This is a genomic window from Mobilicoccus pelagius NBRC 104925, assembly GCF_000247995.1.
In the GTDB taxonomy this organism is placed as follows: domain Bacteria; phylum Actinomycetota; class Actinomycetes; order Actinomycetales; family Dermatophilaceae; genus Mobilicoccus; species Mobilicoccus pelagius.
This window is the reverse complement of sequence record NZ_BAFE01000094.1, coordinates 198,913-215,111: the sequence shown is the minus strand read 5'-3', so window position 1 is coordinate 215,111 and position 16,199 is coordinate 198,913. Positions and strand designations below refer to the sequence as shown.

General features: G+C 72.6%; 12 protein-coding genes and 1 pseudogene. 6 read left to right on the top strand and 7 right to left on the bottom strand.

The window, feature by feature from the left end:
* Positions 1–66: 66 nt before the first annotated feature.
* The gene (locus MOPEL_RS15265; RefSeq protein ID WP_009760605.1) at positions 67–1,500 is read right to left on the bottom strand and encodes an FtsX-like permease family protein; all 1,434 of its coding nucleotides are present in this window, start codon (positions 1,498–1,500) and stop codon (positions 67–69) included.
* Positions 1,497–2,189: an ABC transporter ATP-binding protein gene (locus tag MOPEL_RS15260; protein ID WP_009760604.1), complete on the bottom strand. Its 693-nt coding sequence runs from the start codon at positions 2,187–2,189 to the stop codon at positions 1,497–1,499. The genes MOPEL_RS15265 and MOPEL_RS15260 overlap by 4 nt, the downstream gene beginning before the upstream one ends.
* A 109-nt stretch (positions 2,190–2,298) precedes the next feature.
* Here MOPEL_RS15260 and MOPEL_RS15255 point away from each other — a divergent pair, with 109 nt between their 5' ends.
* The gene (locus tag MOPEL_RS15255) at positions 2,299–3,030 is read left to right on the top strand and encodes a sensor histidine kinase (RefSeq protein ID WP_009760603.1); all 732 of its coding nucleotides are present in this window, start codon (positions 2,299–2,301) and stop codon (positions 3,028–3,030) included.
* Complete coding sequence (locus MOPEL_RS15250) at positions 3,027–3,734, top strand: LuxR C-terminal-related transcriptional regulator (protein ID WP_009760602.1); 708 nt, start codon at positions 3,027–3,029, stop codon at positions 3,732–3,734. Before MOPEL_RS15255 ends, MOPEL_RS15250 begins: the two co-directional genes overlap by 4 nt.
* A gap of 155 nt (positions 3,735–3,889) precedes the next feature.
* Here the strand turns inward: MOPEL_RS15250 and MOPEL_RS15245 are convergent, their stop codons facing one another.
* On the bottom strand, positions 3,890–5,605 hold the full coding sequence (locus MOPEL_RS15245) for a CYTH and CHAD domain-containing protein (protein WP_009760601.1): 1,716 nt from the start codon (positions 5,603–5,605) through the stop codon (positions 3,890–3,892).
* A gap of 290 nt (positions 5,606–5,895) precedes the next feature.
* On the opposite strand from MOPEL_RS15245, the gene MOPEL_RS15240 reads away from it, so the two are divergent.
* Positions 5,896–7,773 (top strand): acyl-CoA dehydrogenase, encoded by a 1,878-nt coding sequence (locus MOPEL_RS15240; protein ID WP_009760600.1) that lies wholly within the window; start codon positions 5,896–5,898, stop codon positions 7,771–7,773.
* A 206-nt stretch (positions 7,774–7,979) separates the two neighbouring features.
* Here MOPEL_RS15240 and MOPEL_RS15235 read toward each other — a convergent pair whose 3' ends face one another.
* Positions 7,980–8,204, bottom strand: a complete 225-nt coding sequence (locus MOPEL_RS15235; RefSeq protein ID WP_009760599.1) for a DUF6458 family protein — start codon at positions 8,202–8,204, stop codon at positions 7,980–7,982.
* 137 nt (positions 8,205–8,341) lie between these two features.
* On the opposite strand from MOPEL_RS15235, the gene MOPEL_RS15230 reads away from it, so the two are divergent.
* Positions 8,342–9,382, top strand: coding sequence for an LLM class flavin-dependent oxidoreductase (locus MOPEL_RS15230; RefSeq protein WP_009760598.1), 1,041 nt, complete (start codon positions 8,342–8,344; stop codon positions 9,380–9,382).
* A gap of 165 nt (positions 9,383–9,547) precedes the next feature.
* Here the strand turns inward: MOPEL_RS15230 and MOPEL_RS15225 are convergent, their stop codons facing one another.
* Both MOPEL_RS15225 and MOPEL_RS15220 read right to left on the bottom strand, forming a co-directional pair.
* Positions 9,548–10,609: a saccharopine dehydrogenase gene (locus tag MOPEL_RS15225; protein WP_009760597.1), complete on the bottom strand. Its 1,062-nt coding sequence runs from the start codon at positions 10,607–10,609 to the stop codon at positions 9,548–9,550.
* Positions 10,610–10,816: 207 nt separating this feature from the next.
* Positions 10,817–12,928 carry a bifunctional copper resistance protein CopD/cytochrome c oxidase assembly protein gene (locus tag MOPEL_RS15220; protein ID WP_245544806.1) on the bottom strand — a complete coding sequence of 704 codons (2,112 nt, stop codon included), beginning with the start codon at positions 12,926–12,928 and terminating at the stop codon, positions 10,817–10,819.
* Positions 12,929–12,955: 27 nt separating this feature from the next.
* Between MOPEL_RS15220 and MOPEL_RS15215 the strand changes: the two genes are divergently transcribed.
* Together MOPEL_RS15215 and MOPEL_RS16910 are read left to right on the top strand one after the other, a co-directional pair.
* A complete protein-coding gene (locus tag MOPEL_RS15215) occupies positions 12,956–13,834 on the top strand; it encodes a maleylpyruvate isomerase N-terminal domain-containing protein (protein WP_009760595.1) in 879 nt (292 codons plus the stop codon).
* Between the two features lie 208 nt (positions 13,835–14,042).
* A pseudogene (locus MOPEL_RS16910) lies at positions 14,043–14,627 on the top strand (transposase); the annotation flags it as partial.
* A 66-nt stretch (positions 14,628–14,693) separates the two neighbouring features.
* On the opposite strand, the gene MOPEL_RS15210 reads toward MOPEL_RS16910, so the two are convergent.
* Entirely contained in the window at positions 14,694–16,160 is a 1,467-nt protein-coding gene (locus tag MOPEL_RS15210) for a hypothetical protein (protein ID WP_009760593.1), read from the bottom strand.
* Between the last annotated feature and the right edge of the window lie 39 nt (positions 16,161–16,199).

Here is a 16,199-nt window from a genome sequence, read left to right as displayed (position 1 = left end):
TGGCCGAGGCCACCGCCCTTCGTGCTGTCCGTGCCGGTCGTCGATGCCGGTCGTCCGGGGCGGAATTCAGTCGTTGCGTCGTTCGTCGACGGCGAGGATCCGCCGCTGCAGCGGATGCGTGGCCGCGAGGGCCGTCGCCGCGACGAGCAGCCCCCCGAGCAGGACCGCGAGCATGGGGACGAGACCGCTGTCGTGGGCGTCCAGGCCGGACTCCCGGATCTGGCGCGCCATGGGCGCGGCGAACAGCAGCCCCAGGCCCGCGCCGAGGACCGTACCGACCACGAGGGGCGCGAACGTCTCGACCCACATCACCCGCGTCGCGAACCCGTCGGGAACGCCCATGCGGTGCAGCGCCCGCGACTGCTCGGCGCGTTCGATCGTCGCCGACGCCTGCGTGATGAGCAGCGACGTGGCGGTGAGCACGAACCCGAACGCGAGGGTGATGATCGCGCCGCGCGTGAAGTCGCCGCCGGCCTCGCGCATGAACGACGCCTCGGCGTCGCTGTGCGCGTTGGCCGCGTCGTAGGCGAACGGCATGTTCGCCAGGTATCCCCCGATGAACGCGAGGACCCCCAGGGTCGACACCCGCGCCCACGTCGCCCTGGGCGAGGCGACCACGCGCCGCGCGGCGGTGACGACCGTCGGCGACGGCACGACGAGGAGTACGCGGGCGAGCAGCTGCATGAGGAACGGCCCGGCGAGGTTGACGGCGGCGAGCACGGCCGCGACCACCCCGGCGGCGATGAAGAGTGCCCTGCCCATCGCCTGTGCCCCGGAGGGCAGGAAGGTCATGACGAGCCCTGCGACCGCGACGACGACGACCAGCGCGACGAGTCGCCACGCCCGCACGGCCGGGGAGTTCACTCGGCGCGACACCCCGAGCGGGGAGACCCGCACCTGGTGCAGCCCCCACGCGGACGCCCCGAACCCCAGTCCCACGAGCACGACGGCGAGGGCGACGGCGTACGTCCACGGCAGCACCATCTCGCCCGGGTCGATGGGTGTCGCCTCGAACCGCAGGTTGCCCCACAGCGGGAGCGTGAGGCGGTAGACGAGGAATCCCAGCAGGGTGCCGAGCGTGGTCTGGGCCAGGGCGTCGATCGACGCCATCCGGGTGACGTCGCCCGACGAGAGCCCGAGGAGCCGCAGCGCGGCCAGGCGCCGCTCCCGGCCGCGCGCCCCGAGCTGCGCCCCGGCCGCGCACAGCGACACGAGCGACGGCACGACGAGGGCGCACGCGAGCGCCGCGAGCGCGACGTAGGAGCCGAGCAGGACGCGGAACGTCGGGTCCTGCGCGAGCAGGGCGAGGGTTCCCGTGGGGTGCGCCCACCGCTCGTAGAACATCCACGTGCCGCCGGCGACGGTGAACGCGACGCCCGAACTCACCGTCGCGGCCAGCACCGAGGCGCCGTACAGCAGGGACTCGCCGTTGCGGGCCGCGAAGCGCGCCCGGGTGAGGCGGACCGTGAACGGGACGAGCCCGGTGACCCCGGCGGTCATCGGGCGGCCTGCGCGTCGAGGAGCCGGTCGGAGTGCACGAGCCCGTCGCGGATCTCGACGAGGCGGGAACACCAGGCGGCGACGTCGGCGTCGTGGGTGACGAGGACGAGCGCGGCATCGGCCATGCGCGCCGACGTGGTGAGGAGCTGCATCATCTCGTGGCCCGTGGCCTGGTCGAGCGCGCCCGAGGGCTCGTCGGCGAAGATCACGGCCGGCTGCCCCGCCAGGGCCCGCGCGATCGCCACGCGCTGCGCCTGCCCGCCCGACATGTCGCCGGGACGGCGGTGCCGCATGTCCCCGAGCCCGAGCTGCCCCAGGCGCTCGTCGGCGGCCTTGAGTGCCCTCCCACGCGACGTACCCGTGAGCATGAGCGGCAGGGCGACGTTCTCGCGGGCGGGGAGCTCGGGCAGCAGCTGACCGTCCTGGAACACGAACCCGAACTGACGCAGCCGCAGGTGGGAACGGTCCCGGTCCTTCAGGCCCGACAGGTCGACGCCGCCGAACGTGACGCGGCCCGCGTCGGGCACGAGCACTCCCGACAGGCAGTGCAGCAGGGTGGACTTGCCGGAGCCGGAGGGGCCCATCACGGCGACGGACTCCCCCGCGTCGATCGTCAGGCTCACCCCCGCGAGGGCGGGCACGTCGCCGAACCGCTTGGTGATGTCGTGGGTCGCAAGGCATGTGTTCATGTCGTCCATTCCATCGGCGGGCGGGTCGCAGGACCATGGTGCGCGCACCCGTTCCGGGGTAGTGCCAGCGCTACCGCGCGCGCCACCCCCGGGTCGCTACCGTGGCGGCATGCCCCTGTTCCGCCGCCGTCGCGCCACGGAGTCGACGTCGGCCGAGCAGACCGCCCGCCGCGAGGTCGAGGCCCTCACCGCGTCGCGGCGGGTCATCGTCGACGCGTACGAGGTGGAGCGGCGCCGCATCCAGCGCGATCTGCACGACGGGACGCAGCAGTACCTGGTGGCGGCCGCGATGAAGCTGGGCGAGGCGCAGCTGTCCCCCGCCGTGGCGGCCGATCCCGCGCTCGCCGCGCTGCTGGGTGAGGCGAAGGGCGCGGTGCAGGCCGGGCTGGACGCGCTGCGCGTGACGGTGCGGGGCATCCACCCGCAGGTCCTCGGTGATCTGGGCCTGGAGGCGGCCGTGCGCGACGCGGCGGTCGCGAGTCCCTCCGACGTGCGTGTGGTCTGCCCGCACCGGCTGCCCGACATGCCCGAGGGGGTCCTGGCGGCCGCGTACTTCTTCACGGCCGAGGCCCTGACGAACGCGGCCAAGCACGCCCCCGGCGCGCCCGTGACGGTGCTGCTCGCGGCCGACGCCGCGCTCACGGTCTCCGTCGTCGACGCGGGGCCCGGTGGCGCGCGCCTGGTCAAGGGTCACGGCCTGGCGGGCATGCGGGAGCGGCTCGCGGCCTTCGGCGGATCGCTCGAGCTGGCCGCCCCGCCCGGCGGCCCCACGCAGGTGGTCGCCCGCATCCCGCTGCTCCTGGCCCACGGGGAGCCCGGCGTCGTCGTGGGGGCACCGTGACCACCGCGAACTGGGCAGGTCCCGCAGCCGACACCCCGGCCCCCACCGTCGTCCTGGCCGACGACTCCGCCCTGCTGCGCGAGGGCGTCGCCGGGCTGCTCGGGCGGCAGGGGTTCGACGTCGTCGCCCAGGCGGCCGACGCCGACGAGCTCCGCTCGTGCGTGCGGGATCTCGCCGCCCGGAGCGCGCTGCCGGACGTCGTCGTCACCGACGTGCGGATGCCCCCGACGATGACGAACGACGGCCTGCTCGCCGCCATGGATCTCAAGCACGAGCACGACGTGGCGGTGATGGTCGTGAGCCAGTACGTCGCCCCCGCATACGCCCAACAGCTGTTCTCGCTGCCGTCGGCGAGCGGCACCGGCTACCTGCTCAAGGATCGAGTCTCGGAGGTCGCGGACTTCGTCGCCTCACTGCGGGTCGTCGCCGCCGGCGGCGTGACGATCGACCCCGAGGTGACGCGGGCGATCATGCGATCCCGCACCGCGGGCCTCGGCGACCTGACCCCGCGAGAGCGCGACGTGCTCGAACTCATGTCGCGCGGCCTGTCGAACTCCCAGATCGCCGCCGAGCTCGTCGTTTCGGGCGCCGCCGTGGCCAAGCACGTCGCCAACATCTTCACCAAGCTCGGCCTGGAGGCCGGCGAGGAGAACCGTCGGGTCCGCGCGATCCTCACCTACCTCGGTGAGGCCGGGCGCCCCTGACGCCGGACCTCGACGACGGGGACACCTCCACCCGCGGCGTCATCACCATCACCGCGGCCCGCACCCGAGCTCACGCCCACGCCCACGCTCACGCCGGGACACGACGAACGCCCTCACCCCGAGCGCGCGATGAGGGCACTCGACGGCCGGGGCGCTCAGCCGAGGGCGGCGGCCGCCTTGCGGGCCTCGTCGAGCAGCGGGACGTAGCGTTCCTCGACGCTGCGGGCCACGGCGTACTCCCGCTCGGCGAGGACGCCGTAGGTGAACGTGTCGCGACCGCTCCTGCGGGCGTCCGCGGCGAGCCGCATGACGACCCCGCGGGAGACGACGCTGTCCTGGTGGTCGCCGAGCGCCTCCTGCAGATCGGTGAACGCCCCGACGACGTCCTTCGCGGAGGTTCCCGCCGCGGCACCCGCCGCCTCGGCCGCGTACCGCGCGGCCTTGGCGAGCTTGCGGATCTCGTGGACGGCCTCGTCGCGCTCCGACCCCTCCGGCATCGCGGCGGCCCTCTTAGCCTGCCTGACGACCTTGGCCGACGCCTTGGCGACGAGTCCGGGCAGGACCTCCGCCGCCGGCTCGGACGCGGCGGGGAGGAACGGCGGGTGGAGGAGGAGGTCGGTGAGGTCGGCCATGAGCCGCTCGTACCGCGGCGAGTCGAGCCCGGCGACGAGCGCTGCGTGGGCCTTCGCGTGCTCGGCCTCGAGCGCCTCCCGCATCGCGACGTCGGCACCGTCGACGACGAGGTCGGGCTCGAGGGAGTCGAGGAGCCCGGAGATGCGCTGGAGCATCACCTCGCCGTCGCGCGGCTCGCCGAGGAGGCCCGTGAGCCACTTGACCTCCTCGCGCAGCGGGTCGGTCTCGACCCGGTCGAGGACGTCGCGGTAGGTGCGCACCGTGCTGCGGAGACGACGGGTGGCGACGCGCGCCTTGTGGACCGCGTCGTTGGCGTCCTCACGGAGCCGGTTCTCGCTGCCCTGGAGCACACCGATCTGCGTCGAGAGGTAGTCGAGGACGACCGCCCCCGCGGTGCGCCCCTCGCCCTTGCCCGGCAGCGGACGCGCGAGCGGCTCGGCGAGGGCGCGACCGAGCTTGCTCTTGTGGGTCGACGGCGTGAGCCCGGACGCGACGAGCGCGGCGCTCACGGCCTCGAGGTCGGCGGGGGTGCCGTCGACGATCTCGACCTCGACCTCTCGCCAGCGGTGGACGCGTTCGCCGTCGACGTACGTCGTCGCCTCGACGGTGTCGTCCTCCACGAGGACGAGCACGGTGCCCGCCTCGTCCTTGACGGCGCGGCGGGTGCGGCGGGTGCGCAGCTGCGCGACGGGCACGAGCGCGGCGTCACCGACGAGGTCGGCGACGATCTCCCGCAGCTCGACGGGGACGAGCGCCGCGGAACGGCCGAGCGGCAGGCGGTGCTCGACGCGACCGCTGCCGTCGCCGGGGGTCTTGAGGTGCCACCCGGCGTCGCTCCCGCCGGTCCGGCGCCGGAGCGTGTGCCGCCCCCGCAGCAGCGCCAGGTCGAGGGTGTCGAGGTAGGTGGCGGTCTGCGTGAACCGCCTCGGGGCGTCGACTTCGGCGACTCCCTCGACGCGGTCGAGTCGCGGCATCGCCCACCGGCGCGGGGCCTCGAACTTCGACTCGGCCTCGACTGCGACCTCCGGCGTCGCCGCGCCCGAGGACGTCACCTCCGGGGCGGACGTCGTGGGCGTCTCGTCCACCGCGGACGTGGTCTCCGGCCGCGTCTTCGCGGGTGCGCTCTTCGCGCGGGGCGCGTCCTTCGCCGTGCGGGCGGACTTCTTCGTCCCCGCGGCCTTCGTCCCCGCGGCCTTCTTCGTGCGCTTCCGGTTGCCGGCCTTGGACTCCCCGACCATGTCGTTCACCTCGTGTTCACGTCGTCGACAACTCACCTCCACCCTATCGGCTCGACCCTCCCGCCGCCTCGGACGACGAGGAGTCGACGACGCCTCGGGGAGGGGGCGACACGGGCCTCCGTCGATGCGATCCCGGTCATGAGTCGGGGCGCTTGCAGGAGTGCGCACCTTGGGTCATGCTGATTACCCATCAGTAATGTGCCCGGCGTCGCGCACCCAGCGGTGCGAGGTCGGCACGCGACGCGACGACGGAGTCGGGTTCCACCCGACCGCACGAGGGGAAGGCCGACGTGGGCCACTACAAGAGCAATCTGCGCGATCTCGAGTTCAACCTCTTCGAGGTGCTCGGCCGGGACGAGGTCCTCGGCACCGGGCCGTACGAGGACTTCGACGCCGACACAGCCCGCCAGATCCTCCACGCCGTGGGCGAACTGGCCGAGAACGAACTCGCCGACAGCCTCATCGACTCCGACCGCAACCCGCCGGTGTTCGACCCCGAGGCCGGCACCGTCACGCTGCCGGAGTCCTTCAAGCGCTCCTACAAGGCGTTCGTCGACGCCGACTGGGGCCTCCTCAGCGTCCCGGCGGAGCTCGGCGGCATGGTCGTCCCGCCGTCGCTCAACTGGGCGGCGGCGGAGCTGGTGCTCGGTGCGAACCCCGCGATCTACATGTACTCGGCCGGTTTCGGCTTCGCCCGCGTGCTCTACGAACTCGGCACGGAGGAGCAGAAGAAGCTCGCCGCGCACATGGTCGAGAAGAAGTGGGGCGCCACGATGGTGCTCACCGAGCCCGACGCGGGCTCCGACGTGGGCGCCGGCCGCACCAAGGCCGTGCAGCAGCCCGACGGCACGTGGCACATCGAGGGCGTCAAGCGCTTCATCACCTCGGGTGAGCACGACATGTCCGAGAACATCATCCACCTCGTCCTCGCCCGCCCCGAGGGCGCAGGCCCGGGCACCAAGGGTCTCTCCCTCTTCGCCGTGCCGAAGTACATGGTCGACGCCGAGACCGGTGAGCTCGGCGACCGCAACGGCGTCTACGTCACAGGCGTCGAGCACAAGATGGGCCTCAAGGTCAGCACGACGTGCGAGGTGCGCTTCGGCGAGAAGCACCCGGCCGTCGGCACGCTCGTCGGCGACGTCCACGACGGCATCGCCCAGATGTTCCGCGTCATCGAGTACGCCCGCATGATGGTCGGCACGAAGGCCATCGCGACGCTCTCGACCGGGTACCTCAACGCGCTCGAGTACGCCAAGGAGCGCGTGCAGGGCGCCGACCTCACGCAGATGGCCGACAAGGCCGCCCCACGCGTGACGATCACCCACCACCCCGACGTCCGCCGCTCCCTCATGCTGCAGAAGGCGTACGCCGAGGGCCTCCGTGCGCTCGTGCTCTTCACGGCCATGCAGCAGGACATCGTCGACCAGCACTACCTCGAGACGGGCTCGATGGAGGGCGAGAAGGGCTCGGCCGTCGACATGGCCGTCCGCGTCAACGACCTCCTCCTGCCCATCGTCAAGGGCGTCGGCTCCGAGCGCGCCTGGGTCCTCCTCGGCACCGAGTCGCTCCAGACGTTCGGCGGGTCCGGGTTCCTCCAGGACTACCCGGTCGAGCAGTACGTCCGCGACGCGAAGATCGACACCCTCTACGAGGGCACGACCGCGATCCAGGGCCAGGACTTCTTCTTCCGCAAGATCGTCCGCGACAAGGGCAAGGCCCTCACGTGGATGAGCGAGCAGGTCATGGCCACCGTCAAGGGCGGCGAGGGCCTCGAGTCCGACCCGCTCGCAGCAGAGCGCGAGCTGCTCGGCAAGGCGGTCGAGGACATCACGGTCATCGGCGGCTCCATGATCGACCAGCTCATGAAGTCCGACCCGCGTCAGGAGGGTGGCGACATCACCAACCTCTACAAGGTCGGCCAGAACACCACGCGCCTCCTCATGGCGGCCGGTGACGTGCTCGTCGGGTGGCTCCTGCTCAAGCAGGCCGACGTCGCGCAGAAGGCCCTCGAGGCCGGCGCGTCGGGCAGCGACGTCGACTTCTACACCGGCAAGATCGCCGCCGCGCGGTTCTTCGCCCGCACCCAGCTCCCGCTCCTGCAGGGGCAGCGCACGGCGTGCGAGCTCACGGACAACTCCCTCATGGAGGTCCCCGAGTCCGCCTTCTGACGGACCGCACCCCGGGTTCCCCGCGCGGGAACTGACGAGAACGCCGCCCCCACCGAGATCACTCGGATGGGGGCGGCGTCGTCGTGGGGTGATCCCACGAGCGCGTCCGTGACCACCCGCGAGGGATGCGCGCGGGCGGGGACGGCCGACGCCGCCCGGCCGGGCGGGTCGGTCCGGACGGACGGGTCGAGCGGTGTCGGCGGGGGTCAGGCGGCGTAGGGGCTGTGCGGGTCCTCGACCGTCGTCGCTCGACGGGCGACGACCGCGCGGGAACGGGTCATCATCGTCGCCGAGACGAGCGCCGTGACGAGACCGGCCGCCATGAGGATGTAGCCGATCATGGTGAGGTCGACGCCCGGCATGGCGTCCTTCACCGCGAACGACAGGATCGCGCCGAGCGCGACGAGGAAGATGCCGAAACCGATGGACATGGTGCCTCCGCAGACGAATGGATGTCGCCCAGTCCATCGGCAGGAATCGGGCGAACCCGATGAGGACGGGCCCATCCGTACCGGATCGGCCCCGTCGGAGACGCAATAAGAGACCCCCGATCGACGTTGACACCCCCATGAGTTCGTCACGCCGTGTCCCCCTGTCCGTCCTCGACCTCGCGCCGGTGAGCGCCGGTTCCACCGCCGCCGACGCCCTCCGCGAGAGCACGGAGCTCGCCCGCACGGTGGAGAAGGCGGGATACACGCGGTTCTGGATGGCCGAGCACCACGGCAGCGTCACCTTCGCGAGTTCGGCCACCGCCGTGCTCCTCGGGCACGTCGCGAGCCACACGGAGTCGATCCGCGTCGGCTCCGGCGGCGTCATGCTCCCCAACCACGCCCCGCTCATGGTGGCCGAGTACTACGGCACCCTCGCCACGCTCTACGGCGACCGCATCGACCTCGGCCTCGGCCGCGCGCCGGGCACCGACCCGGTGACGGCCGCGGCGCTGCAGCGCACGTCGGCCGAGCTCCGGGACTTCGCGCAGGACGTCGCCGACCTCGCGACGCTCCTCGGCGACCGGGAGAACCCGGGCCGTGACGGCATGCGCGTGCGGGCGCTCCCCGGAGAGGGCACGAAGGTGCCGCTGTGGATGCTCGGCTCCTCCCTCGGTGGCGCGAGCGTCGCCGCCGCCCTGGGGCTGCCGTTCTCGTTCGCCTCGCACTTCGCACCCGACGCGATCGAGTCCGCCCTCGAGGTGTACCGCAACCGGTTCACCACCGAGGCGTACACGGCGCAGATCGACGCGCCGTACGCGATGGCCGGGGTCAACGTCGTCTGCGCCCCGACGACCGAGGAGGCCCGCCACCTCGCGACGACGGCCGACGCGCTGCGCACCCGCATCCAGACGGGCCGCCTCGCTCCGCTCGACCCGCCCGGTGAGGACATGCTCGCGTCCCTCCGCGGGGGGCCGCGGCTCCCTCGTGCCGAGCGGACGGACGGTCGCCCGTCGTTCTCGGCGGTGGGCACGCCCGAGGAGGTCGTCGCCCAGCTCGACGACATCGTCGAGCGCTACGGCGTCGACGAACTCATCGTCACGACGTACACGTGGGACCCGGCCCTGCGCCGCCGCAGCTACGAGCTCCTCGGTGAGGCCTGGGGGCTCCCCCGCCACTGAGGCGCCGGTCGGGAGCAATGCGACGCGCCTCGCGGCGTCAGGCGACGCGACGTGGCTCGATCCGACGGACGTGCCCCACGCGCACCGGCACCCGCGCACGACGGCCGCCGGTCACCGACGAGGTGACCGGCGGCCGTCGTGCGTGCGGGCCGGGGACGGCTCGGGTCAGCGGGTGAGGCCCTCGTCGGCGAGCGCCTGCTCGAAGCGGGCACGGGCGCGCTGCCACACGTCACCGTCGGGGAGGGTGAGGAGCGTCGGGAGGAGGTCCTCGGCGTACGTGCCGGCGGCCTCCGCGGGCAGCAGCGAGGGGAGGTTGTCGATCGCGATGATCCGCACCTCGGGGTGTCCGTTCTCGGGGTCGGCCGGGCGCAGCACCCGCACGGGCTCCGGCCACGACGTGATGTCGTCGTAGATCGGCAGCACGTTGCAGTCGGAGGTGACGTCGCACGTCACGTCGGAGATCACCGAGAGACGACGGCCCGGGGCGTCGAGGTCCTCTGCCGTGACGAACGGCGGCACGGGGGTGCTCACCATGACGCAGTTGACAAGGATGTCGTGGCCGATCAGGGCCTCCTTGTCGAGGTTCTTCGTCTCCTCGACGTCCCAGCGCGTGGTCGCGATGCCGGCGACCTCGAGAGCGTCGCAGGCGCCGCGGCCGCTGCGACCGAGGGCACCGATGACGAGAGCGGTCGCCTCGTCGCCCTCGGCGTCCTCGCGGAGAAGCGCGTCGAGCTCCTCCTTCGTGCGACGGGCCATGCTCGGCTCGAGCCGACCACGATGGTCGAGGACGGCGAGCGCCGCGCCGACGTATCCCGCCCAGTAGCCGAACGCGGCGACGCGGCGGCCGTTCTCGTCGACGAGGTACTCGAGGTCGAGGAGGGTGCCGCCGCCGGCGACGAACCGCTCGAGGAGCTGCTTGGCGCCGTGCTGGTGCTTGAACGCGTGGCCGAAGTAGACGTGGTCGCGCAGAGGGGTGTCGCCCTCCGGGAGCTCCTTGAGGCCGACGACGATCGCGTCCTCCGGCGCCTCCGGCCACGAGTTCGTCGGGGCCGTCTCGCAGCCCGCGTCGACGTACTCCTGGAGGGGGAACGACCGCTGGTCGCTCTCCTCGACGGTGATGGGGAACCCCGCCTCGCGCAGCACCCGGGCGCTGTGCGGGGAGATCGCGGCGCGCCCCTCTCCGGGACGTACCTCGTGGCGGAGCCAGAGCTGGGGACGGTCGGTCATGACGCACTCCTTCGTCGCGCGGGAACACCTCTCGCGCCCGACACTAGGCGAGCCGCGGGCATGCGTGCGCCCCGGGCAGGGACGGCCTCCTCACAGTGACGCCGCCCCGCCCGACCGTGAGGGTCGAGCGGGCCGGCAGCGGTCCGGCGGCGGTCCGGTGGCGTCTCCGCCGCATCCCTGGCGGGTGCGGCCGGGACGGCGGAGGCGTCACTCGTCGGGGTGGTGGGAGCCCCCGTGCCGGTGAGCGTGCTCGTGGCGTGCCCGGTAGCGGGCCTCCTCGGCCTCCTCGGCCCGGCGCAGCGCCTCGCCCCGCTGACGGAGCGACGCGTTGTACGCCTCGAGGGCGGCGTCGTGGTCGCGGGCGGCCTGACGGTCGTGCCGCTTGGCCTCGTGCTCCTCCGACTTCATCCACGTCGCAAGCGTGAGGAGGGCGAGGACGAGCATCGGGAACTCGCCGATGCCCCACGTGATGAGGCCGCCCTTCTCCTGATCGGCCATGAGGTCGCCCACCCACGGCAGATTGAGCTGCCGGAAGTAGTCGCCACCGAGCAGCGTCGACATCGACGTGATGACGACGCCGAAGAACGCGTGGAACGACATCGTCGCGAAGAGGAGCACGAGCCGCAGCGACGGCGGCCAGCGACGCGGGCCGGGGTCGACGCCGACGAGCGACCAGGCGAAGACGTACCCGGCGAGCATGAAGTGCACGATCATGATGACGTGCCCGGTGTGGGTGCGCAGGGCCAGGTCGAACAGGTGCGTGAAGTAGAAGATGTAGAGGCTGCCGGCGAAGTTGAAGCCGGCGACGACGGGGTTGGCCCAGAAGTTCATCCACCGGGAGTGGGCGGTGGCGAGGAGGATCTCGCGCGGGCCGAGCGTCTTGTCCTTGCGGGGCCGCAGCGTGCGGGATGCGAGGGTGAGGGGCGCACCGAACGCCATGATCACGGGTCCGCCCATCGTGAGCATCATGTGCATGACCATGTGTGCCGAGAACGTGAGCCGGCCGTAGACGCCGGGCGCACCGCTCGTCGTCCACACGAACGCGAGCCAGCCGAGGGTCCACAGGATCGTGCGGTGGACCGGCCACGAGTCGCCGCGGCGGTGGAGACGCAGGACGCCCGCGAGGTAGAGACCGACGGCGAGGATCGACGCGGCGAGGAAGATCCAGTCGGGCCGCCACACCGTGAACCAGTCGAGGCCCTCCAGGGGTCCGCCCGGGTCGGGGTATCCCGTGAGGGAGGTGACGACGTCGGGCGACGCCTCCTGGGAGATCGGCGGCGCGGTGCGCGACATCGCGACGGCGACGCCCTGCGCGAGCGCCATGAGAGCGATCTCGCAGCCAGCGAGCGTCGCGAACGCGCGGCTGTCACCGTGGTCCGCCTCGAGGCGACCGATGAGGTGGTCGCGCATCCGCCACCCGGCGACGCCGAGGACGAAAAACGTGACGACCTTGGCGCACAGGAGCATCCCGTACGGCGTGAGGAGGTCGGCGGGGCGCGCGATGCGCAGGGATGCGTTGAGGACACCGGAGACGACGACACCGCCGTACGCCCAGATCGCGAGGGCGGAGTACCGCTCGACGACGACGGGCAGATCCACGCCGAGGACGGGTCGCAGGACGACGACCGCGATGAGGCCACCGAGCCACACGGCCGATGCGGCGAGGTGCACGGCGAGAGAGTTGACGGCCGTGTCGTGCGCGGCCGCCCCGCCGGAGTGGCCGGTGAGCGAGAGGACGAGGAGCGCGACGAGACCGAGGACCGCACCCCACGTCATCCCCGTCGTCGTCCGCGACGCGAGCGCGCACAGCGTCGCCCCCACCGCGACGAGGGCGCTGATGAACACGGCGCGGAAGTAGTCGAAGTCGAGCGCGGAGGCGAGCTGCCCCCCGAACGTCGGGTCCGTGACGGAGACACCGGAGATGTTCGACATCGCGAAGACGATGACGGCGAGGGAGGCCACGACCCACACCGACCCGGTGACCACCGCGATGCGGCAGGCCGCACGGCGGCGGTCCGTCGACACCCGCTCCGGGACGATCGTCCCGGCGAGGAGGAGCAGCCCGATGGTCGCCGAGGCCGAGACGTCGAGGATCACCCGGGAGACCGGCACACCCCACCGGGCGAGGGCCCCACCGTCGTCGAACCCGACGAGAGGGGCGAAGATCCCCCCGACCGCCCCCGCGAGGGCCATCGCGGCGAGCGCGACACCCCCGGCGACCAGCAGGATCGGTGTACGCAGCGACCGATGCGGCGACGACGCCGACGCCGGTGGCTGCGGAGTGGTTGAAGACGTACGGACCCGCTCCGAAGTGGCCATGACGACCAGCCTAGTTAGGCTGAGGGCATGCCCATGCACCCGGCCGCTCCCGAAGATCTGTCCGGACTCGTCGACGCCTACACCCAGACCGCCCAGGCGCTCGTCGACCTGGCCTTCCCCTGCTCCGACCCCGACTTCGACAAGCCGACGGAGTGCCCGGGGTGGACGGTCAAGGACCAGATCTCCCACATCGTCTCCGCGGAGGCGGCCCTGATGGGCCGCCCCGACCCGCAGGTCGACGTTCCCGACTACCCCCACCTCGGCACCACCCTCAACCGTGCGATCGAGAACGGCGTCGAACTGCGTCGCTCCTGCCCCGGCCGTGAGGTCGTCGAGGAGCTGCAGACCGTCGTCGCCCGGCGACTCGGCCAGCTCAAGGACCTCCGCGACAACGAGCCCGAGGACCTCGACGAGGTGACCGTCGACATGCCGATGGGTCCCAAGCCTCTCCTCGAGGCGCTCCGCTTGCGCGTCAACGACCTGTGGTGCCACGAGCAGGACATCCGCGCCGCGCTCGGTCGTCCCGGCAACCTCGACTCCCTCGCCGCGGCGACGTTCTGCCAGACGGTGATGGACGCCCTGCCGATGATCGTCGTCAAGCGGGCCGGAGTGCCCACCGGCCGGGTCGTCATGGTCGAGCTCACCGGGCCCGTCGTCGCCCGTACCGGCGTCCGCGTCGAGGAGGGCGAGGACGGCTCCCCGCACGGCTCGCTCATGTTCACCGGCGGCGTCGACGAGACGGGCCCCATCCCCGTCATCGGCAAGACGACGAGCATCCAGATGAGCACCGAGGCCTTCACCCGCCGCGCCGCCGGCCGCCGCGCCACGAGCGACCTCCACTACTCCGTCCATGGCGACGACGAGGTCGCCCGCCGCGTCCTCGACGGTCTCGTCATCACGCCCTGACACCGCGGGCGCTCACCCGTATCGGATCTTCGATCTTCACTGCCCCTGACGCTGGCGACTTCTCGACGTGGGGAAGGGGTTGCTGGGGTGGGGGAGGTGACGTCCGCAGCGGCTCACCTCGGGTTCCCCGCACACCCCCGACGACCTCACCGGTTCACCTCGGCAGTGAAAGTCGACGCCCCCGGCAGGTGGGCCATTGCCGTATGCGTTCAAGAGGGGTTTCGGTTTCCACCCGTCGTGTGTCTTCGTCGACCACGGTCCGGACGGCACCGGGGCGCCCTTGGCGATGCTGCTGCGCCCGGGTCACGCCGGGTCGAACACCGCGACCGATCACGAGCAGGTGATCAAGGCCGCGCTGGCCGCGACGCCGGGGGTCGACCTGGCCCGGCCGGGCAAGAAGGTGTTGATACGCGCCGATGGCGCCGGCCGAGATCACCGGCCCGTTGAAGCTGAAGGGCTACCCGCCGGGCATCCGGGTCATCGTCCGTCGTGAGCGTCCTTCCCCTGGGCGCAGCTGCGGTTCGAGGACGTCGATGGGTACCGCCTGACGGCGTTCGTCACCGACACGACCCGTGGGCAGCTGGCCGACCCGGAGTTACGCCACCGCCGCCGGGCCCGTTGCGAGGACCGGATTCGTATCGCCAAAGACACCGGACCGAGGAACGTGCCCCTGCAGGGGTTCGATCAGAACCGGCCGTGGCTGCTGATCGTGCACCTGGCCAACGACACCCTCGCGTGGATGGCCATGCTCGCCCTGAACGGTGACACCGCACGGCGGTGGCGCGAGGGTCGAGGTCCCGCACGGAGCCAGAGACTCTGCCCCTCTTCTGGTCGCCAGGAGACACGACTGCGTCTGACCTCAGTGGCGGGCAGCGACGCCGGTGGCGGCGGCGATGTGCAGGACGCTGCGGGGGTCGTAGGCCGTGCGCCAGAGACCGCCGTGGGCGGCGTGGGCGGCCTCGTCCTCCCACGGGTGGGTTGTGGCGGGCCGGTCGGCGTAGAGGTCGTGGACGAGCAGCGCGGCCATGAGCGTGTTGCTCGTCGCCGGGTCGAACACCTCGACGCCGAACCGGTGGGCGCCCGCGTAGGCCGCGGCGAGCGCGCGGTTCTTCACGACGGAACGGGTGCGCGTCGGGGGTGCGACGGCGAACGCGACCGGCACCCCGGCGGCGCGGGCGTCGGTGGCGCGCCAGCGGTGGATCCGCTTGGCGAGCAGGTAGTTCGGGCCCTGCTGGGGGACGATGCAGTCGGTGATCCCCGGCCCGTCGAGACCGGCCGGGTAGCCGGGCCGGTAGAGCGCCCCGCGGGTGGCGGCCCGCAGCCCGGCCGTGAACATGCGCGCGCGGCGCCCACCGAACCTCTCCCGCGAGTGGGTCACGGCGGAGGGCGGCACGGCGAAGACGTCCGTCGGGGTCGCGAGGTAGGCGAGGGCGACGTCGGGACGGTGCTGCAGGAGCCGCACCGTGAGCGCGTCCGTCGCGGCGGAGAGGCGCAGGTTGAGGGCGCCGTCGGCGTAGACGTAGTTGCCGAGGACGAGCCCGTTCCCCGACGCGAGCCCCTCGGCCCACGCGGCGATCCGCGGCAGGTCGTGGAGGAGGTCGGCGCCCGCGCGCTCCTCGACGGGACGCACGTCGGTCCGCTGCATCGGCACGTGCAGGGTGCCCGCGTAGCGGCGCACGTCGGGGAGGAGCCCCTTCCACAGGTCGGGGCGCGGGAGGTCGAGGGCGGCAACGTCGGCACCCCACCGCAGGAGCGAGCGCAACGGCCCCATCTCGGCCGCGGCGCCGAGGACGAGCGTCGTGCGGCCGGGCAGCGACAGCCACTCCGGATGTTCCTGGACGCGGCGGACCGCGTCGGCGAGGTCGGGTTCGACGATGCCGTGCTCGACCCAGCGGTCGACCTGACGCCGGAGGTCGTCCCCGACGAGACGCCCACCGCGGTACGGTACCGAGAGCTCCGTCTCCGGTGTTCCGATGCCGACGACCGTCTCCGTCGTGAGCGGCGTCTCCTCGCCCGCGGGCGAGGAGAGACGATCGGCGAGCGCGGCCTCCGGCGCCTCGGGATCCTGCCAGCGCATCCGGGACGCGAACGAGTCGAGACCGTCGGCGGCGATGCGCCGCGCCACGTCGGCCGAGCCCAGCCCGACCTCGACGAGTCGCCGGAAGTGCGCCGGGTAGCCCTTGCGCCAGTCGGACTCGTTCTCCGCGACCGCGGCGCCCGCCGGGTCCACGCCCCGCAGCGCGTCGGCGACGACCGCCCGCCCGAGCGCCGACGTGCTTCGCTTCCCGTCGACGAGGGGCACGACCACACCGGTGGATTCACTCATGGCCCTACCTTGACACGCCCCTCGCCCGAGACCGCGCCG